This is a genomic window from Phenylobacterium immobile (ATCC 35973) (assembly GCF_001375595.1).
Classification (GTDB): Bacteria; Pseudomonadota; Alphaproteobacteria; order Caulobacterales; family Caulobacteraceae; genus Phenylobacterium; species Phenylobacterium immobile.
On record NZ_CVJQ01000002.1, the window covers coordinates 19,896 to 40,173 of the forward strand.

General features: G+C 67.0%; 21 protein-coding genes and 1 tRNA gene. 11 read left to right on the forward strand and 11 right to left on the reverse strand.

Annotated elements, in window-relative coordinates; genetic code table 11:
• Window positions 1-8: 8 nt before the first annotated feature.
• The 5 genes from BN1313_RS14155 to glmU all read right to left on the reverse strand — a co-directional run bounded on the left by BN1313_RS14155 (window position 9) and on the right by glmU (window position 6,110).
• Window positions 9-1,397 carry a class II 3-deoxy-7-phosphoheptulonate synthase gene (locus tag BN1313_RS14155; RefSeq protein WP_091742801.1) on the reverse strand — a complete coding sequence of 463 codons (1,389 nt, stop codon included), beginning with the start codon at window positions 1,395-1,397 and terminating at the stop codon, window positions 9-11.
• Window positions 1,398-1,474: 77 nt separating this feature from the next.
• Window positions 1,475-2,668: an O-antigen ligase family protein gene (locus BN1313_RS14160; RefSeq protein WP_091742803.1), complete on the reverse strand. Its 1,194-nt coding sequence runs from the start codon at window positions 2,666-2,668 to the stop codon at window positions 1,475-1,477.
• Window positions 2,669-2,678: 10 nt separating this feature from the next.
• Window positions 2,679-4,058 carry a glutathione-disulfide reductase gene (gor, locus tag BN1313_RS14165; protein ID WP_091742805.1) on the reverse strand — a complete coding sequence of 460 codons (1,380 nt, stop codon included), beginning with the start codon at window positions 4,056-4,058 and terminating at the stop codon, window positions 2,679-2,681.
• A 13-nt stretch (window positions 4,059-4,071) separates the two neighbouring features.
• Window positions 4,072-4,755, reverse strand: coding sequence for a ribose-5-phosphate isomerase RpiA (gene rpiA, locus BN1313_RS14170; protein WP_091742808.1), 684 nt, complete (start codon window positions 4,753-4,755; stop codon window positions 4,072-4,074).
• Window positions 4,755-6,110: a bifunctional UDP-N-acetylglucosamine diphosphorylase/glucosamine-1-phosphate N-acetyltransferase GlmU gene (glmU, locus tag BN1313_RS14175; protein ID WP_091742810.1), complete on the reverse strand. Its 1,356-nt coding sequence runs from the start codon at window positions 6,108-6,110 to the stop codon at window positions 4,755-4,757. The genes rpiA and glmU overlap by 1 nt, the downstream gene beginning before the upstream one ends.
• A gap of 90 nt (window positions 6,111-6,200) precedes the next feature.
• Between glmU and gph the strand changes: the two genes are divergently transcribed.
• From gph to BN1313_RS14190, 3 genes are all read left to right on the forward strand, one after another.
• The gene (gph, locus tag BN1313_RS14180; protein ID WP_425415043.1) at window positions 6,201-6,914 is read left to right on the forward strand and encodes a phosphoglycolate phosphatase; all 714 of its coding nucleotides are present in this window, start codon (window positions 6,201-6,203) and stop codon (window positions 6,912-6,914) included.
• A gap of 43 nt (window positions 6,915-6,957) precedes the next feature.
• A tRNA-Val gene (locus BN1313_RS14185) sits at window positions 6,958-7,032 on the forward strand.
• Window positions 7,033-7,151: 119 nt separating this feature from the next.
• On the forward strand, window positions 7,152-7,589 hold the full coding sequence (locus BN1313_RS14190; protein WP_091742814.1) for a Hint domain-containing protein: 438 nt from the start codon (window positions 7,152-7,154) through the stop codon (window positions 7,587-7,589).
• Between the two features lie 6 nt (window positions 7,590-7,595).
• On the opposite strand, the gene BN1313_RS14195 is transcribed toward BN1313_RS14190, so the two are convergent.
• Window positions 7,596-7,919, reverse strand: coding sequence for a DMT family transporter (locus tag BN1313_RS14195; RefSeq protein WP_091742816.1), 324 nt, complete (start codon window positions 7,917-7,919; stop codon window positions 7,596-7,598).
• 39 nt (window positions 7,920-7,958) lie between these two features.
• Between BN1313_RS14195 and BN1313_RS16380 the strand changes: the two genes are divergently transcribed.
• The 3 genes from BN1313_RS16380 to BN1313_RS16645 all read left to right on the forward strand — a co-directional run bounded on the left by BN1313_RS16380 (window position 7,959) and on the right by BN1313_RS16645 (window position 9,504).
• Complete coding sequence (locus BN1313_RS16380) at window positions 7,959-8,225, forward strand: DUF6157 family protein (RefSeq protein ID WP_141653161.1); 267 nt, start codon at window positions 7,959-7,961, stop codon at window positions 8,223-8,225.
• Window positions 8,226-8,257: 32 nt separating this feature from the next.
• Entirely contained in the window at window positions 8,258-9,187 is a 930-nt protein-coding gene (locus BN1313_RS14205) for a DUF808 domain-containing protein (protein WP_091742818.1), read from the forward strand.
• Window positions 9,188-9,327: 140 nt separating this feature from the next.
• Window positions 9,328-9,504, forward strand: a complete 177-nt coding sequence (locus tag BN1313_RS16645; protein ID WP_176696045.1) for a hypothetical protein — start codon at window positions 9,328-9,330, stop codon at window positions 9,502-9,504.
• Window positions 9,505-9,530: 26 nt separating this feature from the next.
• Here the strand turns inward: BN1313_RS16645 and BN1313_RS14210 are convergent, their stop codons facing one another.
• Together BN1313_RS14210 and BN1313_RS14215 are read right to left on the reverse strand one after the other, a co-directional pair.
• Window positions 9,531-10,235 carry an energy transducer TonB gene (locus BN1313_RS14210; RefSeq protein WP_218054402.1) on the reverse strand — a complete coding sequence of 235 codons (705 nt, stop codon included), beginning with the start codon at window positions 10,233-10,235 and terminating at the stop codon, window positions 9,531-9,533.
• Between the two features lies 1 nt (window position 10,236).
• Complete coding sequence (locus BN1313_RS14215; RefSeq protein WP_218054403.1) at window positions 10,237-12,300, reverse strand: TonB-dependent receptor domain-containing protein; 2,064 nt, start codon at window positions 12,298-12,300, stop codon at window positions 10,237-10,239.
• Window positions 12,301-12,453: 153 nt separating this feature from the next.
• Here BN1313_RS14215 and BN1313_RS14220 point away from each other — a divergent pair, with 153 nt between their 5' ends.
• Both BN1313_RS14220 and BN1313_RS14225 read left to right on the forward strand, forming a co-directional pair.
• The gene (locus BN1313_RS14220; protein ID WP_091742821.1) at window positions 12,454-13,257 is read left to right on the forward strand and encodes a DUF4198 domain-containing protein; all 804 of its coding nucleotides are present in this window, start codon (window positions 12,454-12,456) and stop codon (window positions 13,255-13,257) included.
• Window positions 13,258-13,286: 29 nt separating this feature from the next.
• Window positions 13,287-13,769 (forward strand): EF-hand domain-containing protein, encoded by a 483-nt coding sequence (locus tag BN1313_RS14225; RefSeq protein ID WP_091742823.1) that lies wholly within the window; start codon window positions 13,287-13,289, stop codon window positions 13,767-13,769.
• Window positions 13,770-13,790: 21 nt separating this feature from the next.
• Here the strand turns inward: BN1313_RS14225 and BN1313_RS14230 are convergent, their stop codons facing one another.
• Entirely contained in the window at window positions 13,791-16,217 is a 2,427-nt protein-coding gene (locus BN1313_RS14230; RefSeq protein WP_091742825.1) for a penicillin acylase family protein, read from the reverse strand.
• Between the two features lie 105 nt (window positions 16,218-16,322).
• Here BN1313_RS14230 and pgm point away from each other — a divergent pair, with 105 nt between their 5' ends.
• Window positions 16,323-17,963, forward strand: a complete 1,641-nt coding sequence (gene pgm, locus BN1313_RS14235; RefSeq protein WP_091742827.1) for a phosphoglucomutase (alpha-D-glucose-1,6-bisphosphate-dependent) — start codon at window positions 16,323-16,325, stop codon at window positions 17,961-17,963.
• Window positions 17,964-18,026: 63 nt separating this feature from the next.
• Window positions 18,027-18,209 carry a hypothetical protein gene (locus tag BN1313_RS14240; RefSeq protein WP_091742829.1) on the forward strand — a complete coding sequence of 61 codons (183 nt, stop codon included), beginning with the start codon at window positions 18,027-18,029 and terminating at the stop codon, window positions 18,207-18,209.
• Between the two features lie 37 nt (window positions 18,210-18,246).
• Here BN1313_RS14240 and BN1313_RS14245 read toward each other — a convergent pair whose 3' ends face one another.
• Complete coding sequence (locus tag BN1313_RS14245; RefSeq protein WP_091742831.1) at window positions 18,247-18,501, reverse strand: hypothetical protein; 255 nt, start codon at window positions 18,499-18,501, stop codon at window positions 18,247-18,249.
• Between the two features lie 45 nt (window positions 18,502-18,546).
• On the reverse strand, window positions 18,547-18,903 hold the full coding sequence (locus tag BN1313_RS14250) for a GIY-YIG nuclease family protein (RefSeq protein ID WP_091742833.1): 357 nt from the start codon (window positions 18,901-18,903) through the stop codon (window positions 18,547-18,549).
• 224 nt (window positions 18,904-19,127) lie between these two features.
• Between BN1313_RS14250 and BN1313_RS14255 the strand changes: the two genes are divergently transcribed.
• Window positions 19,128-20,237, forward strand: coding sequence for an ABC transporter permease (locus BN1313_RS14255; RefSeq protein WP_091742835.1), 1,110 nt, complete (start codon window positions 19,128-19,130; stop codon window positions 20,235-20,237).
• Window positions 20,238-20,278: the final 41 nt, after the last annotated feature.

Consider the following 20,278-nt stretch of genomic DNA (forward strand, 5'->3'; position numbering starts at 1 on the left):
GGCGCGTCTTAGACGGCGACCAGGCGTTGAGCGGCCTCGCCCACCCGATCTTCCTTCAGCTTTTCAGCCACCAAGAAGGCCAGTTCGAGCGCCTGTTCGCCGTTCAGACGGGGATCGCAATGGGTGTGATAGCGATCGGCAAGATCGCCTTCGGTGAGCGCGCGGGCGCCCCCCAGGCACTCGGTGACGTCCTGACCGGTCATCTCCAGGTGGACGCCGCCGGGGTGGACGCCCTCGGCTTTGCAGATCTCAACGAAGCTTTTCACCTCCGACAGAATCCGGTCGAAAGGCCGGGTTTTGTAGCCGTTGGCGGCGGTCAGCGTGTTGCCGTGCATCGGATCGATCGCCCAGACGACCTTCTTGCCCGCGGCCTTTGTGGCGCGCAGCAGCGCCGGCAGACGGCCTGCGATCTTGTCCGAGCCGAAGCGGCCATAGAGGGTCAGGCGGCCTGCCTCGTTCTGCGGATTAAGGGCGTCGGCCAGGCGCAGGAGGTCGTCCGGCTCCATGGTCGGGCCGCACTTTAGGCCCACCGGATTCTGGATGCCGCGGAAATACTCCACGTGGGCGCCGTCGAGCTGACGGGTGCGCTCGCCGATCCAGACCAGGTGGGCGGAGGTATCGTACCAATCGCCCGACGTGGAATCGACACGGGTCATCGCCTCCTCGAACCCCAGCAGCAGGGCTTCGTGGCTGGTGAAGAACTCCACACGGTGCAGATCCGGGTGAGTCTCAGGCGTGACCCCGATGGCGGCCATGAAGGTCAGGGCTTCGGTGATCTTTTCCGAAAGCTCGGCATAGCGGTCGCCTTGCGGGCTGCCGTTGACGAAGCCCAGGGTCCAGCGATGGATGTTGTAGAGGTCTGCGTAGCCGCCGCCGGCGAAGGCGCGCAGCAGGTTGAGCGTCGCGGACGACTGACCATAGGCCTGCAACAAGCGTTGGGGATCTGGCCGGCGCGACTCCTCGGTGAACTCCATGCCGTTGATGTTGTCGCCGCGATAGGATGGCAGCTCAACATCACCGATCTTCTCGACAGGGGATGAGCGCGGCTTGGCGAACTGGCCAGCCATACGCCCCACCTTCACCACCGGCTTTCCGCCGGCGAAGGTGAGCACCACCGCCATCTGCAGGATCAAACGGAACATGTCGCGAATGTTGTCGGCGTGGAATTCCTTGAAGCTCTCGGCGCAGTCGCCGCCCTGCAGCAGGAAGGCCTTGCCCTCGGAGACATCCCCGAGCAGCGACTTCAGGCGACGGGCTTCACCGGCGAACACCAGCGGCGGCATGCCGCGCAGGGTCTGCTCCACGGCCGACAGCGCGGCCATGTCCGGATAGTCGTCCGGCACATGCTTGATGACCGCTTTCGAACGCCAGGAGGCGGGGGTCCAATGTTCACTCATCGCTCAACTCCGGCCGCCGCATTCCCCGCGGCGACGAAGGCGCGCTTCTACAGCAAAACCGGGGAGAAGGTCGATGGCTAGGGCGCGGCCTGCTCAAAGGCCGCCGAAGGCTGGGCGCGCGTTAGAGCGGCAAGCATGGCGACCAGAACGCCGAGGCCCAGCCACCATTCCTGCCACAGGCCGAAATTGACCGCGCCGAACAGCAGATAGACGCTGGCGCAGGCGGCCGTGACAGGAGCGACCCAGGAGGCCTCGCCAATCGTGGTGGTCAGTCTGCGCAGGCTCAGTCCCCAGAAACCCGCGGCCAGGAACGCGCCGACGAGGCCCAGTTCGAGCCACGCCTGGATCGCGCCATTATGCGGATGCAGCCGGATCTGCGGGCTGAACGTCCGGCTGGCGTCGAGGCCCCAGCCCCTCAGGCGATGCTGGCCGATCAGATCGACGGCGGCGGCCCAGAAGTCCATCCGCTCCGCCCAGGAGAGCTGAAGGCTGGCGCGCAGGGGCTGGTAGATTCCGGCCGCCTGCCCCGCCATCACCAGCGCCGGCATGAACAGGAAGAAGCACGCGGCGACCCACCCCAGGCTGTTCGCGCCCTTCAGCGGCGAGCGCCAGACCATCCAGCCGACGATCCCCGCCACAACCACGGCCAGCAAGGGGGCGTCCGACCCGAACCGGTGAGCCGCCAGCCCCATGCCGATCACCATCGGCGCGGCCAGCCAGCGCGGCGCCCCCGCGCGGGCCGCACCCAGCGCGGCGAGCGGCCAGATCAGGGCGACGACAAAGGTGTCGCGCCCAAGGTTGCGCATGGCGATGTCGGGGCGGATCGGCTCGTAGAGCGCCTCGTGGATCGCCCGATAAAGTGCTGCGCCGGTAAGCGCTTCAAAGCCCAGGATCAGGCCGAGGCCCGCCATCCCATAGCCCAGGATCCGCAGGGCGATCGCGCCGAGCCGGGGATCGGCGCGTCGGGCGCCGCACCAGGCGGACCAAAACAGGGGCAAGGCCAAGGTCAGCTTGGCCGCCGCATTGTCTTCGAACTCGGTCGGACGTTGCGGGCTCCAGACCATCGAGATCCAGCCCCACACCAAGGCGAGGACCAGCACCAGCATGATCCTGTGGTCCTCAGGGCGAATCCAGAATGCGGGCGCCATCAAGAGGCCGGCGATCGCGGGTAGAAGCGCGAAGCCCAACGGCCCGACGTAGGCGAGCAACGGCGTCATGGCGGCGACCCAGATCAGGACGCCGCCACACCATTTGCCCAATCGGTCGTTCATCGCGATGGGATCAGGCCGCCGCGCCGAGTTCCGCAGGCGCCACCTTCTCGCGCATCGTCACCAGCTCTTCAGCGAGCGTCGGGTGCACCGCGCAGGTCGAATCCCATTGTTGTTTCGTGACGCCCATCTTCAGGGCGATGGCCGCCATCTGGATGATCTCCGGCGCGTCCGGTCCAACCACGTGGCAACCGAGGATTTTCTGGCTCCCCGCATCGACCACCAGTTTCATCATGCAGCGCTGGTCGATGCCGGCGAAGGCGTACTTCATCGGCCGGAAGCTCGTCTTGTAGACGTCGACGCGGCCGACCTGGTGGCGGGCGTCGGCCTCGCTCAGGCCGACCGAACCGATCGGCGGCTGCGAGAAGACGGCCGAAGCGACCATCTCGTGATCAAAGCTGGTCGGCCGCCCGTAAAACTCCGTTTCGGCGAAGGCTGCGCCTTCTCGGATCGCTACAGGCGTCAGGTTGATCCGATCGGTGACGTCGCCGACCGCCCAGATGTTCTCGACGCTGGTGCGCGAAAACTGGTCGACGACGATTGCGCCCTTCTCATCCAGGGCGACGCCGGCGGCGTCCAGGCCCAGGCCCTCGACGTAGGCGATGCGGCCCAGGGCCATGAGCACGACATCGGCCTCCAGAAGATGGCCGTTGTCGCAGGTCGACAGGATGCCGCCGTCGACCTTTTCGAGCGAGGTCAGGTTCGTGCCAAGCAGCACGCGGATACCGCGCTTGGTCATCTCGTCGGCGAGGTGGGCGCGGATGTCGTCGTCGAAACCGCGAAGGATATTCGGGCCGCGGTGCACCAGGGTGGTCTCGACGCCGAGGCCGGCGAAGATGCAGGCGAATTCGACGGCGATGTAGCCGCCGCCGGTGATGACGATGCGCCTGGGCAATTCCGGCAGGTAGAAGGCCTCGTTGGAGCTGATCGCCAAGTCAACGCCAGGGATATCCGGCATCCAGGGCGTCCCGCCGGTGGCGATCAAGACCTTCTCAGCGGTGACGCGACCCTTGCCCTCGACCTCAACAGTGTGAGCGTCGACCAGACGGGCCTTGCCGTGGATCAGGTCCGCGCCGGCGTTCTGCAGATTGCGAACGTAGAGCCCGGACAGGCGGGCGATCTCCTTGTCCTTTTCGGCAAGGAACTTGGGCCAATCGAAGGACGTCTCGCCGACGGTCCAGCCATAGGCCTCGGCGGTCTCGAAGCCGTGGGCGAACTCCGAGGCATAGACCATGAATTTCTTCGGCACGCAGCCGCGGATCACGCAGGTGCCGCCGACCCGGTGCTCCTCGGCGACGGCGACTTTCGCCCCGGAGATGGCCGCCAACCGGGCCGCACGCACCCCACCGGATCCTGCGCCGATGACGAACAGATCATAGTCGTAGGTTCCCACCGTCAGGCTTCCTTCAAGGTTCGAGCTTCGTCACCCCGCCGGGCCCGGCCACCAGAGCCAGATCCGCCAGGTCGAGGAACAGGCCGTGATCGACCACGCCGGTGACGCTCTTCAGCGCCGCAGCCAGAGCGGCCGGGTCCTCGATCCGTCCGCAGGCGACGTCATAGATAAGGTTTCCGCCATCGGTGCGCACCGGCGCCCCATCGCGTGTCCGAAGACGCGGCGCGACGCCAAGATCGCATTCAGCAAGGGCGTCGCAGATGCGCAGCGACGTGGTCTTGTGGCCGAAGGCGACAACCTCGATCGGCAGGGGAAAAGCCCCCAGCGTAGCGACCACCTTGCTGCCGTCGGCGATGGCCACGGAGCGGCGCGAGGCCTCCCAGACCAGCTTTTCCCGCAGGAGCGCCGCGCCGCCGCCCTTGATCAGCGACAGCCCCGGTCCGATCTCGTCGGCGCCGTCGACCGTAAGATCGATAGCGCTTACGTCGTCAAGTTCGACCAAGCGCATCCCGAGGCTGCGGGCGAGATCGGCGGTGGCGAGGGAGGTGGCGACGCCGCTGATGTCCAGGCCGCGCTCCGCCAGGGCGCGGACGAACCAGGCCGCCGTAGAGCCCGTGCCCAGGCCCACCACCATGCCCGCCTCGACGAGAGCCGCCGCGGCCTCACCGACCTGACGCTTCTGATCTTCCGCGCTCATCATGCCTTCGCCCTCGCCGCCTTCAGCGCTCGCATACGTTCACGGAAACGGGCCGCCCAGCCTGGCTTGATGACCAGCGGGCTACGCTCCAGCGCCAGGGCGTCGTCGGGCACATCCTGGGTGATGACCGAACCCGAAGCGGTCATGGCCCTGTCGCCGACGCGCACAGGCGCCACCAGCGCGGTTTGCGAGCCGATAAAGGCGTTGGCGCCTATGTGTGTCTCGTATTTGCCGAACCCGTCATAGTTGCAGAAGATCGTGCCGGCGCCGAGATTTGCGCCCGCGCCGACCGAACCGTCGCCCAGGTAGCTCAGGTGGTTGGCCTTGGCGCCCTTGCCGAGGCGCACGTTCTTGATCTCGACGAAGTTGCCGACATGGGCGTCCTCACCGATGTCAGCGCCTGGCCGCAACCGCGCATAGGGACCGACCAGCGCGCCGGAACGGACAATCGCCGCCTCCAGGTGGCTGAAGGCGCGGATCACCGCGCCGGTCTCCACGGTCACACCCGGCGCGAAGACGACATAAGGCTCCACCGTGGCTCCGGGCGAGATGGCGGTGTCCCAGGACAGATGAACGGTGTCCGGGGCCGGCATGGCGACGCCCGCCGCGAGAAGGGCGGCGCGGCGGCGAGCCTGGAAAAACGCCTCAGCCTGGGCGAGCTGGCCCTGCGTGTCGCAGCCCATCACTGCGGATTCTGAAACCACTGCGGCGCGCACGGCCGCGCCGTCGGCGGTCGCCCGGCCGACCACGTCGGTCAGGTAGTATTCGCCCTTGGAGTTGCGATTGCCGACCTGGCCCAACCACCCGAAGAGATCGGCGCGGTCAGCGACCATCATGCCGGCGTAACAACGCCGCACGGCAAGCTCCCCCGGCGTGGCGTCGCGGGCCTCGACGATCTTCACGACCTCCCCGTCGTCGTCCTCAATCACCCGGCCATAGAGCAGCGGATCGATCGGTTCGAAGGCCAGGAGGCCGAGGTTCGCCTCTCCGCGCAGAGCCAGCAGCTGGGCCAGGTCGCTCGGCTGCAAGAGCGGGCAGTCGCCGTTCAGCACAAGCACGTCGCCGTCGAAGTCGGCCAAGGCCTCCCGGGCGGCGAGGACGGCGTGGCCGGTGCCCAACGGCGGGTCCTGGATAACCACGGCGCGCTCGCCCAGGCGCTTGCGCGCGGCGTCGCCGACCTGGGGGTTCTGAGCGCCGACGACCACGACCACGCGGGCGCAGTCGACGGCTTGCGCGATATCAATCACATGATCGAGCAGGGCGCGACCGCCGACGCGGTGCAGCACCTTGGGCGTCGGAGACTTCATGCGCGTCCCCTGCCCAGCGGCGAGGATCACGGCGGCGCGGCCGGCCATGGACGATTCCCTAATCGAAGCTTGTCGCGAGCCTTAGCAAGCCTTGCCGCGCGGCGCGAGAAGCCGCTAGACCTTCCGTGGATGACCGAGCTGCCCGACCTTGCCGCCCTGAAGGGCGCGACCATCGCCTTCGACCTGGATGGGACGCTGGTCGACAGCGCGCCGGACCTGATCGCCGCCCTGAACCGGCTGCTGGCCGAGCATGGCCATCCGGCGCTCCCGCTCGCCGAGGCACGGCCCTTCATCGGCCGTGGCGCCGCCTGGCTGATACAGCGCGGATTCACGGCCGCCGGCGCCCCAGCGCCCTCTGACGAGGCGCCGATGCTGACGCAGCGCTTCATCGCCGACTACCTGACGCGGATCGCCGATGAGACCCGCCCGTTTCCGGGCGTCGAGGCCGCCCTTCTGCGGTTGCGGGCCGCGGGCGCTTCGCTTGTGGTGTGCACGAACAAGCGCACCGATCTGTCCGTCGCCCTGTTGGACGCGCTGGGCATGAAGGGCCTGTTCGACGCCGTCGTCGGCGCCGACGCGGCGCCCGCCCCCAAGCCGGACGCCCGCCACCTGATCGCCGCTGTAGAGGCCTGCGGCGGCGACATCGCCCGTGCTGTGATGGTCGGCGACGCCGCCCCCGACGCGGGCGCCGCGCGCGCGGCAGGGACCGGCCTGGTCCTGGTCAGCTTCGGCTATACCGAGACGCCGGTCGCCGAACTGGGCGCTGATGTGCTGATCGACCACTACGACCAACTCGTCGAGGCCTGCGTCCGACTGCTCGACGCTTGCGAGCCTGCGGCCCAGACGCTATAGGCGCATCCCTTCGAGACGGACGCTAAGCCCGTCACGGCCCGGCGGATGCGTAGCTCAGCGGGAGAGCACCTCGTTCACACCGAGGGGGTCACAGGTTCAATCCCTGTCGCATCCACCATTTCCGAAAAATCCAGCCGCTTCGTCTAACGCCGGTCGCTGTGACAATGCGCACCTCGACTCATCATTGAGACGGGGCTGGTGGTTGCGGACGCCTGACGCGTCCGCTTGGGGAAACGCATGGTTCAATTCGAGAACTCTGGTTACGCTCCAAGGACGATCGTCGATACGGTCGGCGACGGAACCTTCACCCCAGGCGAAACCCTCACCTGCGACGGCGATCCCTATGGGCCGGGCTATGCCGAAACCTATGTCGGCGAGGGGCCGCGGGGAATCATCACCACCAACGGCGGCGGCGGTCCCGGTGGGAACTACTTCTATGTGACCGCCACCTTCACGCCTTGCTTCTGCGCTGGCACGCGGGTCGCCGTTCCCGACGGCTCCGCGGCGAGGTTCGCCGATCCGATGAAGGTCGCCCCGGTGCGCATTGCCCGCGGCGCGCTCGGAGATGGCTTGCCTCGTCGCAACCTGCTGGTCTCTCCAGACCACGCCTCACTTCTGGGCGGCCTGCTCGTACAGGCCGGCGGCGCTGGTGGGCGGCGTCGCGATCGCGCGTGAGACGGCCTAGGCTGCGGTGCTGGCGAACTTCATCAGAGCAAGACCAGAAACGATCAGCACAGCCGCAGCGACGCGCAGTGCTCCGGCAGGTTCCCCGAGAACAAACACGCCGACGATGAAGGCGCCGACCGCGCCGACGCCCGTCCACACCATGTAGGCCGTGCCGAGCGGCAGGGTGCGCATGGCGAGAGACAGCAGGCCGAAGCTGGCGATCATGAAAGCGATCGCGCCCAGGCTGGGCCAAGGGCGGGTGAATCCGTGCGACTGCTTCATGAGCAGCGCCCAGACGACTTCGAGCAGACCGGCGACGGCGAGATAAATCCAGGCCACAGGTGCGTTCCTCGTCAGAAACGCCGGGCCGTCCCGGACTTGAAGCCGCCGCAGCGGTCGAGGACGTGGCCTCGCGACGCCCAGATACGTTTCGGAAATTGCGACTTCAAGGGCCGCCCGACGTTCCTGGCGAAGTCACGCGCCTGCCTGCGCGCCTCGCCGCTGGTCAACCAGTGCGGCTTTGGTCTGCATCACGCCGCCGCCGGAAGGGTGGCGCTTTACGGGCGCGAGACCGACGCCTATCGGAACCTGAGCCGGCGGAACGATCTGAAGGTCGTGGCGGGCATGCGCTCCGCGCGCGGCTGAGTTCACACGTAGCTGAGTTCACATGGGGTTTCATGGCGTCTGGCCTATTTGCGCTTCTCGACGACGTAGCGGGCATCGCCAAGCTGGCGGCGGCCTCTGTCGATGATGTGGTGGCGTCCGCCCATAAGGCCGGCGCCAAGGCCGTCGGCGTCGTCGTCGACGACACCGCCGTGACGCCAGGCTACGCCATGGGCTTCACACCGGCGCGTGAGCTGCCGATCGTCTTCAAGATCGCCGTCGGATCGCTGCGAAACAAGTTCCTCTTCCTGCTGCCCGGGGCTCTGGCGCTCAGCGCCTTCGCGCCCTGGGCGGTGACGCCCATCCTGATGGCCGGCGGCTCGTACCTCTGCTTCGAGGCCGCCGAGAAGATCCTCGAAGCCTTCCACGGCGAAGCCCCGTCAGCGGAGCCTGATCAACTGGCCTTGAGCTCCCAGGAGTTGGAAGCGGCGAAGGTCTCCGGCGCCATCCGCACGGATCTGATCCTGTCCGCCGAGATCATGGCGATATCGCTCGCCGACGTCAGCGACCGGCCGCTGCTCGTCCAGGCCGGCGCATTGGCGGTGGTCGCGTTGATGATCACCATCGGTGTTTACGGCGTGGTCGGCCTGATCGTGAAGATGGACGATATCGGCCTCTATCTGACGAAGCGCCGGAGCCGCGCCGTGCAGGCTACGGGCAGCTTCCTGGTGCGGGGGATGCCCACCGTACTCAGCCTATTGGCCCAGGTGGGCACCGCGGCCATGCTCTGGGTGGGCGGCGGCATTCTCGTCCATGGTCTGCATGAGTTCAATGTTCACGGCGTGCCAGAGATCTCCGACGCCATCGGCCATGCGGTCGCCGGTGGCGGACCCGTCGCTGTTTGGATCGCCCAGGCCCTGTTCGCCGCGCTCGTCGGCCTGGCCGTCGGCGGATTGATCGTCCTGGTTCATCACCGGCTGACCCACCGCAGAGAGGGGCATTAGCGCTCTTCTGCTCGCGTTCAGTTGATCGGGAAGCTAACCTGGATCAATGGCGCAATAGTACGTGCCCGTCATAGCCTCCTTCTTGGAACGGCGGCGCTTGTTCGTCGTTACTCAAGTAACAAGTCAGTGGAGGAAGCCCCTTGCCTACCCTTGCTCAGGCCCGTACTGCGCCCCGTGGTCAGACCCGCGTTCTCGATGAGGCCCGTTCGTTCGCCGCCGATCACGACATGGACATCGATGAGGCGATGGCGCTCATCAAGACCTACGGGACCGACCGCGAGACCCTCGATGAGGTTGTCGAGCAGATGTACCGCTAGGCGGACCGCCGAGGTCCACCGCGCAGCTAGTTCTGCAAAAAGAATTCCACCGGCGCGGCGATCTCGATTCGATCGCCGGCCAAGTGATGCGGCGCCGGTGGAAATGGATCGGCGCGCACGAGCATCGCCAAGACCTCAGCGTCGAGGGTCGGGTGCCCGGAGGTGTGCAGGATGCCGCCGTCCAGCACGTGGCCGTCGCGGTCCAGCACGAAGCGCACCTGCACGACGCCCTCCTCGTGCCGCATGCGCGCGCGCCGTGGATAGGTCTTGTGCGCCTCGAGCCAGCTTCGCAGCCTTGATGAATAGTCGCGGCCCGGGCCATGCGGGGCGTCGGCATCCAGCCCATGCGCGACGCCCTGCCGCGACGCGGGCGCGACGGGCGGCGCAGGGGCGGCTTCTGCAGCGCCCTGCGGCGCGGCCGCGACCTGCGATCGGATCGGCCCGACGCTTTGCGCAGCCGCCGGCTCCGGCGGAGCGACGCTGACATAGCGTTGGATCGGCGCGTCGAGATGCGGGTCCTTGAGGACCTCGGTCTGCTGCACCGGCGGCAACGCCGCCTGGCGCGGACGAACCTCGCCGCCCAGAACCTCGGCCAGTTCCACCGACATCACCGGCGGGTCGAGGAACACGCCTTTCGGGGCAAGGTTGAGCGCCAGGCCCCAGGCCGCAAGGCCGTGGACGGCGGCGGTCGCCGTCCAGACTAACGAATTGGCGCTAGCGCGTCCCCTCACCTCAGAAGTCTTTGGCGAGCGTCAGCTTGAAGGTCCGGCCCTCGGCGTCGAAGGTCGCCAGGTGGCGCTGGAAGGTGACGTCGAACAGGTTGTCGACCGAGCCGCGCACCTCCAGCCCCTCCAGAGCGCCGGAGACCGGGCGCCAGGCGACGAAGAGGTTGTGCACCGCATAGCCGCCAGACCGCTGGCTGACAGTAGACACCCGGTTCTGGTCGGCGGCGAACTCGCCGCGCCAGCCCGCCGAGAGGCCGAGTTCGCGCCAGTTGTAGCCGACGGTCAGGTTCAGTTCGTCCGCCGGGATGGTGTTGAGCGGGACACCGCGGATCTCGTCGTCGCCGCGGATGAAGGCCAGGCCCGCCCGCGCGAAGAGGCCGCGCGAGGCGTATTCGGCCTCGAACTCGACGCCCTCGAAGCGGCTTTCACCGACATTGATGAAGTAGGGCGTGGTCGCCGCGCCGCGGACGATCAGATTGGAGACATCGTTGCGGAACGCCGTGGTCTTCAGGCGGAAGGCGTCGCCCGGGAAGGCGACACTGTCGAAGGACACGGTGAAGCCAAGCTCATAGTTGTCCGACTTCTCCGGGCTGAGATTGAGCGAGAAGTTGGAAGCCGTGGCGCTGGTGCGGCTGTAGATTTCATCCAGCACCGGCATTCGAACGGTATGGGCGACCGAGCCGAACACCGCAAACGCGTCGCCGAAGGCGTAGATCGCCGCGATCTTCGGCGAGGCGGCGTCGTTCTTGACGACATTGGCGGTGGTGACGCCGGCGCCGGGCTTGAGCTTGGTCCAGTCCATGCGGACGCCGGGGATGATCGTCAGCTTGTCGGACCAGACGACCTCTGCCTGGGCGTAGAGGCCGTTCTTGGCCATGTCGCCTTCGGGGTGCGTCGCGGCCCCTGGCGTGATCATGCCGGCGGCCGTCGTCCGAGGGTTGCGGCGCTCCTGCTTGTAGGTCTGGACACCCAGGACCAGGAAGGCTGACAGATCCGACGCGAGGTCAAAGCGCGAGCGGTTCTCGACGCGCGACTGCCAAGTCTCGTAGGAGAACTCAGAGTAGACGACGCCGGGCAGGAAGGTCGTCTCCCGCTGCTCAACCTTGGACATGGCCCACGAGACCTGCGCGCTAAGGTCAAACAGCTTGGAGCCGCCGAAGTCGTTCTCGTAGCCGACGACGGCGGTGTCGTCGTCGACCTTGCGGCGAACCGGCGTCGTGCCGAAGCCCTCGGCCTGGTCATAGATTTGGGCGGAGTCGCTCAGCCAGTTCTGGTAGCTGGCCCAGATCGAGTGTTTGCGGTCGCCGCCAACGTAGTAACGCGACTTCACGAGGTAGGCGCTAGAGTCGACGTTGGACGGGTTGATCTCCACGCCCGCGCCGTTCTCGTAATTGTCGCTCTTGCGCTGGGTGTACATCGCCAGGACATCGAGATTCTCGACAGGCTGGACCGCGACAATGGCCGAGCCGAAGCGGGCGTCAGCGTTGGTCTCGTAGCCGCCTCGCAGGCGAAGCGCGAAGCGATCGCCGTCCTTCAAGAAGTCCGAGGCGTCCTTGGTGGTGAAGTTAACGACACCCGCCAGGGCGCCCGCGCCATAGAGCGTCGAGGACGCCGGCCCGCGCAGGACTTCCACCCGCTTGTAGAGTTCTGGCTCGCTGAAGAACGAGCCCATGCGGTACTGTTCGAAGAACTTCGTGACGCCGTCGATCTGCATCAGGATGCGACTGTCGGAATCGGCGAGGCCGGTGCCCAGCCCGCGGATGTTGAAGCCCTGCCCCAGAGCGCTGACGCCGCCCTGGGTGCTAACGCCCGGGATGAACTCCAAAAGCTCGCCGATGGTCGAGGCCTGGGCGTCGTCAATGTCCTGCTGATCCAGCGAGGTCACGGCCTGAGGCGTATCGATCGCCACTTTCTCGGCGCCAGCCGAAACGATGACCCGACCGAGCGAAAGGCGCGCCGCAGCGCTGTCGTCATGCGTCAGCACGGCTTCCTGGGCGTGCGCCGCTTGGGCCAGCAGCGCGATCGACGCGCCAGCGACCAGCGCCGCCTTTCGGACTGAAAACAAAACCATGAAACGAGAACCCCCATATCGTTATTGCGACGCATTCCTATCGTCGGCTAGTGACACGGGGTGGATTGCAATTGCAAGTGATTCTCAGTTTTAATATGAAGATGCGATAGCGACGCCGCGTGACCTCACGTGAGCGCGGCGAATGGAGCCTTCATGCAGACTCTTCGAACCATACTTGCCGCAGGCGCCGCGCTGGGCCTCGCCAGCGCGGCCTCAGCCCACATGCCCTACGTGCTGCCGAGTCACTTCGCCGTCGCCGCTGGCGAAAAGCCGACCACCGTCACGGTACAGGCGTCGTTCACCGAGGAGCCCTTCCAACCGGACGTCGTGATGAAGTCGGACCTCTTCTCCGTCCGCGGCCCCGACGGTCAGGACACGGCGATCGCCACGCCGACCTATCTGCGTGAACTGGCGGTGATGGAGGCGCCAATCACCAGCGAGGGCACCTACCGCGTCACCAGCGGCGCGCGACTCGGCCGCACGGCCAAGATGTACAAAAGCGCGGCCGGCCCATGGCTGTTCGTCGGCGAGGAAAGCGAGGTGAAGCCCGATCCAGCCACCGTCGTCGACGCCCAGAGCGTCACCACGGCGGAGGCCTATCTGACGCGGGGAAAGCCCAGCACCGCCGCTCTTGAAGCGAAGGGCGCAGGCCTTGAGCTCAAGCCTTTGACCCATCCCAGCGACATCGCCGCCGGGTCCCCTGCCCGCTTCCTGCTGCTGATTGACGGCAAGCCGCTGCCCGGGCAGATCGTGCGGCTCTACCGCGGCCACGGCCTTTACGATGGCAAGAAGGTCGCTGGCGAAGCCACCACCGGCGCAGACGGCGTCTTCAGCTTCAACGCGCCCGATCCCGGCCTCTACATGACCATTGTGCGCTATCGCGCCGCCGCGCCGCCTGGCGCGGCCACGCCTTACCGCTCCTACACCCACACCCTGAGCTTCGAAGCCGCCGAATAGCGGCCTGCCTTCTTTTGGAGAATGATCACATGAACCTTCGCAAGATGCTTTCCGGGGCCGTCAGCGCCCTCGCCGTCGCGCTGGTCGCGGCCGGTCCGGCGCTGTCGGCGCCCCACGAACTGTCAGCCTTCGTCTCAGACTATGACGCCAACAAGGACGGCGAAGTGACCGTGGCCGAGTTCGACGCGGGCCGTACGACGCGGTTCGCCGCGACCGACGCCAACAGCGACGGCTGGGTCTCCGCCACCGAATACCTGGCTGAGTATGAGGTCCGCCTCGACGCGAAGCTCGCCGTCTCCGACGAGTCCGCCGAGGACAAGGTCTCGCACCGCCAGCGCGAGGTCCGCCAGACCCACGTGCGCTTCGGCGTGCTGGACACGGACAAGGACGGCAAGATGAGCAAGGCCGAGTACGACGCCTCCGGCGCCCGCGCCTTCGCCCAGCAGGATCGCAACAAGGACCAGAAGATCTCGGCCGCAGACGCCGAGATCAAGACAGCCAGGAGCGAGTAGGCGTCGGACGGGGCGAGAGGCTCAGCGCCGGCTGCGCCTCTTCCCGGGCCTGGTCCTTGCGGGCGCCGCGACGGGTTCGACCGCCGGCGTCAGCTTGAGCGTCGTCTCCGTCGCCGCCTCCACCGCCGCGCGCGTGAAGACGAGCGGCGCATATTCACCCTTGGCCCATAGCGGGAACAGATCGCGGAAGTGGGCGCTGCCAGGGCTACCTGACTGGCCGGGCGTATTGATAAAGCGGCTGTCGTCCCATTGGCCGACGTCGACAACCATACGGAACGAGGCGCCCGCGATCACACGGTAGTCGCTGGGCCGATAGCTGGCGGCGAGCGGCGAATAGGCCCCGCCCGCCATGGGCGCGGTCCCGGAAGACAGGGCGTCCTTCTGGGCGGCTGACACCAGCGGCGTCAGGGCGTGCTCAAAGCGTGCCTGGTGCAGAGCGCCCCAGGTCCAGCCCCTCGGATCGGGGCCCAGCCTGCGGACGACCTCGTCATAGGCCGCTCCCAGGCTTTCCAGCAGGGCCACGTCGCGTGCGGCGCGGGGCAGCGTTTCGTCCGGATTCTCTAACAAGAGCATGACCGCCGCCAAGTCGCCCTGCCCCACCAGGCGCTGCGCCCGCTCCGGCACGGCGCGGGCGACGATGGCCGCGCCCAGGTGGTTGGTGATCCACACCTGATAGAGCGCCGCGGCGGCGCTGTCGGTCGTCGATCGGCCGTCCCAGCGGCGCAGGAGGGCGACGGCGGCCTTCAGCTTGTCGTCGCGCGTCCGCACGCCCCGCAGAACGGCGTTCATCCGCCGGGCCTGGACGTCCGTCGGGTCGATCTGGAGCGCCATGGAATCGGCGAGCGTCGACTTTCCCTTGTCGGCCAAGACCTCGCTGATGCGGGCCTTGCGCGATCCGTTCGTCCACTCGAAGCCGATGCGCCGAGCGTCGTAGGGATAGCCGTCGGGCAGATTCATCTGGTTGGCGGTGGCGATCCAGCCGCGCGCCGGGCTTTCTTCGCTGGGCAGGTCAGTGGGCGCGATCATGCCCTTCCATTCGTAGCGGCCGTCGCCGGGCACAGGCGTCAGACCATCCCAGTTGGTCCGTGCGGGGGTCTTAGCTGAGGCGACCCAGCCGATCGCGCCGCTCACGTCGGCGAACACCTGGTTCACCGACGGCGCGCCCCAGCGCTCGAGCGCGGTCTTGAACTCGGCGTAGTTCGCCGACTGCATGTAGCCGCTGGAGCCGAAATAGGCCGCCGTGCCAGGCTCCCACCACACACTGCGCAGCGCGAAGGCGCGACCGCGGACCGGATCGGTCTTCAGGACCGGACCGTGCCGGGTGAAGACGAGGTCGACCATGCGGGGCGCCTCGCCCCTCACGGGAATGGCCTCGCGGATGACCTTCATGTCCTCCCACTTCCCCTGATAGCGGTAGGTGCGCGGCGCGGCGGACTTCAACTCGTAGACATAGAGATCTTCCTGATCAGCCGGGAAGATGGTCAGGCCGAAGGCGATCTTGTCGTTGTGGCCGATCGAGACTCCCGGCAGCGCCGGCTCACCCGCGCCGATGACGGACAGGCCGGGCGCCTCCATGTGCACCACGTAGCGCAGGGACGGCGCGCTGTGCTCGCGGTGCGGATCGCTGGCGAGGATCGGCCGGCCCGTGGCCGTGCGCTGGCCCGCAATGGCCCAGTTGTTGGAGCCTTGGATATCATCGGGCGCGTCCAACAGCGCCAGCTTGCGGGTCGCGGGGTCGAACCGCACCCCTTGCGTGCCGCGCGTGTAATCGGTCAGCACGTCGCCGGGCACATCGCAGGGGTCGAGCCCCGACGGCAGGGTCGGATCCCACTTCGGCTCGATGTTGCGGAAAAGCTTGGCGGCGTTGATGCCGGCGACGCAGGCGATTTGAGCCCGGCGCACCTCGGTCGGCGCGTTGCGGGACAGGGCGTGGCTGCGAATACGCACCACATCCTCGGCCGACCATGGGCTGGGCGTGGTCCCGGCCAGTTTGAACTCCGCAGGCAGCGGCTGTTTCCCGGCGCGTATCTCGGCGACATAGGCGTTCACGCCGCCGACGAAGGCGCTCGCCTGGCCCTGGGCGGCGGGCCCGTAGGCGGCCCATTCAGCGGCCATGTCGCCGCGATAGAGCAATAGGCGCGCGGCGCGGTCCTGCTCGACATAGGCGGGCCCGAAGTCGGCCGACAACAAGCCCAGGCCGCGCTTGCGCCAAAGGTCGATCTGCCACAGGCGGTCGCGGGCGACGTTGTAGCCCTGCAAAAAGAAAGCGTCGCGAATGCTGGCGGCATAGATGTGGGCGACGCCCCAGCGGTCGATGCGAATCTCCGCCGGCTTCTCCAGGCCCTTCACGGGACTGGCAATCTTAGCAGGGGGGAGGGGCTGGGCGGTCGCCTGACTGGCGGCGGCGATCAGGGCGGCGGCGGTGAGCGCTGTGCGGAGCTGAACCATGGTCGCGGACGCTATGCCCGCGTTTCGAGATGCACAATCGCCGAGCGTCAAGGTTCGCAAGCGCCGCATTGCGCGGCCGGAGCCGGCGGACTACCAAATTCGCCCATGCATGAGCGCGCGGGGCAGATCGCCCGACCCGAAGACCTGGTGGATCTGGCGGCCCTCGAAAGGGCCTATTACGAGATCACCCCGGACCCATCCGACCCCGGCCAGAGGGTCGTGTTCGGCACCTCCGGGCACCGCGGATCCAGCCTCGATGGCGGGTTCAACGAGGCGCACATCGCCGCGACGACACAGGCCATAGTCGAGCAACGGGCCGCCGCCGGGATCACCGGGCCGCTCATGATGGGGCGAGACACACACGCCCTATCGGCGCCCGCCTGGCGCACGGCGCTGGAGGTTCTGGCTGGGAACGGCGTGACAGTGCTGGTCGACAGCCGTGACGGATTCACCCCGACTCCGGCGATCTCGCGATCGATCCTGGCTTACAATCGAGGCCGCGACCGCGGCCTTGCGGACGGCGTGCTGATTACGCCTTCGCACAATCCGCCGCGTGACGGCGGCTTCAAGTACAATCCGCCGAGCGGCGGGCCGGCGGACTCCGACGCGACAAAGGCGATCGCCACACGGGCCAATGAACTTCTGGCGGCTGGCAACACGGGTGTCCGGCGGGTGAGCTTCACCGAAGCGCGCGCCGCGGCCGGGGCGGCGGATTTTCTGGGCGACTATGTGGATGACCTGCCGAGCGCACTCGACATGGATGCGATTCGCGACGCAGGGGTGCGGATTGGGGCTGATCCCCTGGGCGGCGCTTCCGTCGCCTATTGGGGGGAAATCGCTGATCGACACCGGCTGAACCTGACTGTGGTCAATCCAGTCGTCGACCCGCAGTTCGCGTTCATGCCCCTCGACGCTGACGGCAAGATCCGGATGGACTGCTCGTCGCCATCGGCGATGGCCAGTCTGATCCGCGCGATGGAGGGCGCGGACCGCTACGACATCGCCACCGGCAACGACGCCGACGCTGATCGCCACGGCGTCGTCACCCGCGACGGCGGGTTGATGAACCCCAATCACTATCTGGCGGCGTCGATCGCTTATCTGTTCAGCCACCGGCAGGCGTGGGGCGCGGGCGTGGCGGTCGGCAAGACACTGGTCTCGTCCTCGATGATCGATCGTGTGGTCGCGGGCCTCGGCCGGCGGCTAATCGAAGTCCCGGTCGGCTTCAAATATTTCGTGCCCGGCCTGCTGGACGGTTCAGTCGGCTTCGGCGGCGAGGAGTCCGCTGGTGCGTCCTTCCTGCGACTGGATGGCTCGGTGTGGAGCACTGACAAGGACGGCCTGCTGCTCGCGCTACTGGCGAGCGAGATCTTTGCGGTGACCGGCGAAAGCCCCAGCGCCCTCTACAAGGGCCTTACCGAACAGTATGGCGCGCCGGCCTATGCGCGCCTCGATGCGCCAGCCAGCCGCGAGCAGAAGGCGCGTCTCAGCGCGCTCAGCCCCGCTGACGTCACCGCGACATCGCTGGCGGGCGAAGCGATCGAACAGACCCTGACCAACGCGCCCGGCAACGGCGAGGCCATCGGCGGACTGAAGGTGGTGACGAAGAACGCATGGTTCGCCGCAAGACCCTCCGGCACCGAGGATGTCTACAAGATCTATGCGGAGTCGTTCCTGGGCGCCGACCACCTGGCGCAGGTTCAGAGCGAGGCCAAGATGGTGGTCTCCGCCGCCCTCGCCGGCTAAGCCGCATCCCGCGAACCCATGCCATAGCACGCGCGTTGCCTTCATCAGGTGAAGGAGACGACCATGGCGAAGACGGATAAGGCGCAGACTGCGGGTCGCAAGGCGAACGCTGCTCAGCCGTTGGGTGAGCGCTCGGGTCTGGTGAGCAAGGCCGCGACAAAGCGAACCGGCGAGGCCTCGCTGACCAAGGCCGGGCCGGATGGACCGGACGCCAACGCCGTCAGCCGGATGACCACGGGCTCGTGAAGAATCGGCGGGGCCGAGATCGGCCCCGCCGATTTGCCTACTTGGTGACGGGTTGGCCGCCAGCCGTGCCTTCCGCAGGCGTTTCAGCGACCGCTGGCGCGCCAGCGCCAGGCACTGTTCCGGTCTGAGCGGCGTCCGGCGCCGTCATCTCAGCGTCAGGCGCACGGGGCGCAGCCGTATCCGGCATCGCCGCCCCGACCTCGCTGTTAGCCGGCGCCGTGCCGGTAGGTCGGTCGCACGCGGTGAGGCTGAGCGCCGCGAAGGTCGCGGCGGCGGCGATGACGATTTTCATGACTTGGCTCTCCCTGGGTTTGGAAAGCTGAACGCCATTCGCGTGCTAAGGTTCGCCCTCGCCCTCCGCTGACGCGTTGTCGGCAGCGGGGTTTGGATTCATGGGCGGCGCGTGCTGGGCGACGATATCGGCCTGTTCCGAGACGCGAATCGACCGGGTGACGTTCAACCGGGTGAGGATGTAGGCCGCCGCGCGATCGCGACGAGCCTCATCCAGGGCCGCCTGCCACGGGCGATTCGAAAGATTCTCCGTTTCGCCAGCGTAGATGATTTTCAGACCGTCCTCGGAGTCCTCGCCGATCAGGTAGTTCGCGCCTGAAGGCGCTAGGAAGCGGTCCTCGTCCAGAGGCGCATAGCGGTATCGGGCGCCGGACTTTCCAGCGACATCTATCTGACGGCTCAACGGTACTCTCCTGTCCGGCGACGCAGGCGCGGGCCTCGCCTGCCCTGACTCCCGATCGACTGGGGCCAAAAGGAGGCGTTTAGGTGGTGTTGCGACAATCTTGCACGACAATCCAGAGGATCGTCGCATCGGAACAACCTGAGCCGTAAGCCGTTCGCCCCTGAGTTGCGTTCTGCTAGGCTTCACTAGAGAACCTGTAAGGAGCCGGCGAGCCTACGCCCATCATGACCGACGCCGCCGACTTCACTGCTGATGCTGGGCGCGACCGCCCGACGATCAGCCTGTCCGGCGACTGGACGGCGACGAACCTCGGCGATGCGCCCCAGCGCTTGCAGCGTAATCTCGACGACCAAGCCACGGTCGATCTCACGGGCGTCGGGCGAATGGACACCGCCGGCGCCTATGCCTTGATCGGTCTCCTGGGCCGCGATTTCGATCGCGGACGGATCGACGCCCGCCCGGAAACGATTCGCCTGATCGAACTGGTCGCCTCGGCGGTAAAGGAACGACCCGTCGTCACGCGCGAACCCAAGAGCTTCCACAACCTCATGGTTCGTGTCGGCAAGGGCGTGATCGACTTGGCCGAACAGGGCACCGACACCCTGGTGTTTCTTGGCCATCTGTTGATCGTCCTGGTGAAATCGATTATGCGGCCGTGGACGATCCGCTGGCCTGCGGTGGTGTCTCTGTGCGAGCGGGCCGGCTTGGACGCCATCCCGATCATCGGCACCACATCCTTTTTCATCGGCGCGGTCGTGGCCTTGCTGGGCGCCAACATGCTCCAGCAATTCGGCGCCCAGGTGTTCGCCGTCGAATTGATCGGCATCGCGGTGCTGCGCGAATTCAACATCATTATCACGGCTGTCCTGTTGGCCGGTCGCTCGGCCTCGGCCTTCGCCGCCGAGATCGGCTCGATGAAGATGAACCAGGAGATCGACGCCATGCGGATCATGGGCGTCGACCCGTACGAAGCTTTGGTCTTCCCGCGGATGGCCGCTCTACTGATCACCATCTGGCCCCTGACGTTTGTCGCCACCCTCACGGGCCTGTTGGGCGGGATGCTGGTCACATGGTCGGTGCTGGGCCTGGGCCCGGCCTTCTTCTTCCAGAGGATCATCGACAACGTCGGGGTCACCCACTTCCTGGTCGGCATGGTGAAGGCTCCGGTGATGGCGGCCGTGATCGCCGGTATCGGCTGCCGCCAGGGCCTGGAGGTCGGCGGGGACGTTGAATCGCTTGGCCGTCGCGTGACCGCCGCCGTCGTCCACGCCATTTTCGCGATCATCATGATCGACGCGGTCTTCGCTTTGATCTTCATGGAGATGGACATTTGACGGTGTTCGGTGAGACCGCCCTCGCCGAGGCTGACGCCGAC

What these genes read in the sequence shown, in the direction of transcription:
- BN1313_RS14155 (WP_091742801.1), bottom strand. Translation starts at nt 1,397, where the DNA reads ATGAGTGAACATTGGACCCCCGCCTCCTGGCGTTCGAAAGCGGTCATC.
- BN1313_RS14160 (WP_091742803.1), bottom strand. Translation starts at nt 2,668, where the DNA reads ATGAACGACCGATTGGGCAAATGGTGTGGCGGCGTCCTGATCTGGGTC.
- rpiA (WP_091742808.1), bottom strand. Translation starts at nt 4,755, where the DNA reads ATGAGCGCGGAAGATCAGAAGCGTCAGGTCGGTGAGGCCGCGGCGGCT.
- glmU (WP_091742810.1), bottom strand. Translation starts at nt 6,110, where the DNA reads ATGGCCGGCCGCGCCGCCGTGATCCTCGCCGCTGGGCAGGGGACGCGC.
- BN1313_RS14190 (WP_091742814.1), top strand. Translation starts at nt 7,152, where the DNA reads ATGGTTCAATTCGAGAACTCTGGTTACGCTCCAAGGACGATCGTCGAT.
- BN1313_RS14205 (WP_091742818.1), top strand. Translation starts at nt 8,258, where the DNA reads ATGGCGTCTGGCCTATTTGCGCTTCTCGACGACGTAGCGGGCATCGCC.
- BN1313_RS14215 (WP_218054403.1), bottom strand. Translation starts at nt 12,300, where the DNA reads ATGGTTTTGTTTTCAGTCCGAAAGGCGGCGCTGGTCGCTGGCGCGTCG.
- BN1313_RS14220 (WP_091742821.1), top strand. Translation starts at nt 12,454, where the DNA reads ATGCAGACTCTTCGAACCATACTTGCCGCAGGCGCCGCGCTGGGCCTC.
- BN1313_RS14225 (WP_091742823.1), top strand. Translation starts at nt 13,287, where the DNA reads ATGAACCTTCGCAAGATGCTTTCCGGGGCCGTCAGCGCCCTCGCCGTC.
- BN1313_RS14230 (WP_091742825.1), bottom strand. Translation starts at nt 16,217, where the DNA reads ATGGTTCAGCTCCGCACAGCGCTCACCGCCGCCGCCCTGATCGCCGCC.
- pgm (WP_091742827.1), top strand. Translation starts at nt 16,323, where the DNA reads ATGCATGAGCGCGCGGGGCAGATCGCCCGACCCGAAGACCTGGTGGAT.
- BN1313_RS14240 (WP_091742829.1), top strand. Translation starts at nt 18,027, where the DNA reads ATGGCGAAGACGGATAAGGCGCAGACTGCGGGTCGCAAGGCGAACGCT.
- BN1313_RS14245 (WP_091742831.1), bottom strand. Translation starts at nt 18,501, where the DNA reads ATGAAAATCGTCATCGCCGCCGCCGCGACCTTCGCGGCGCTCAGCCTC.
- BN1313_RS14255 (WP_091742835.1), top strand. Translation starts at nt 19,128, where the DNA reads ATGACCGACGCCGCCGACTTCACTGCTGATGCTGGGCGCGACCGCCCG.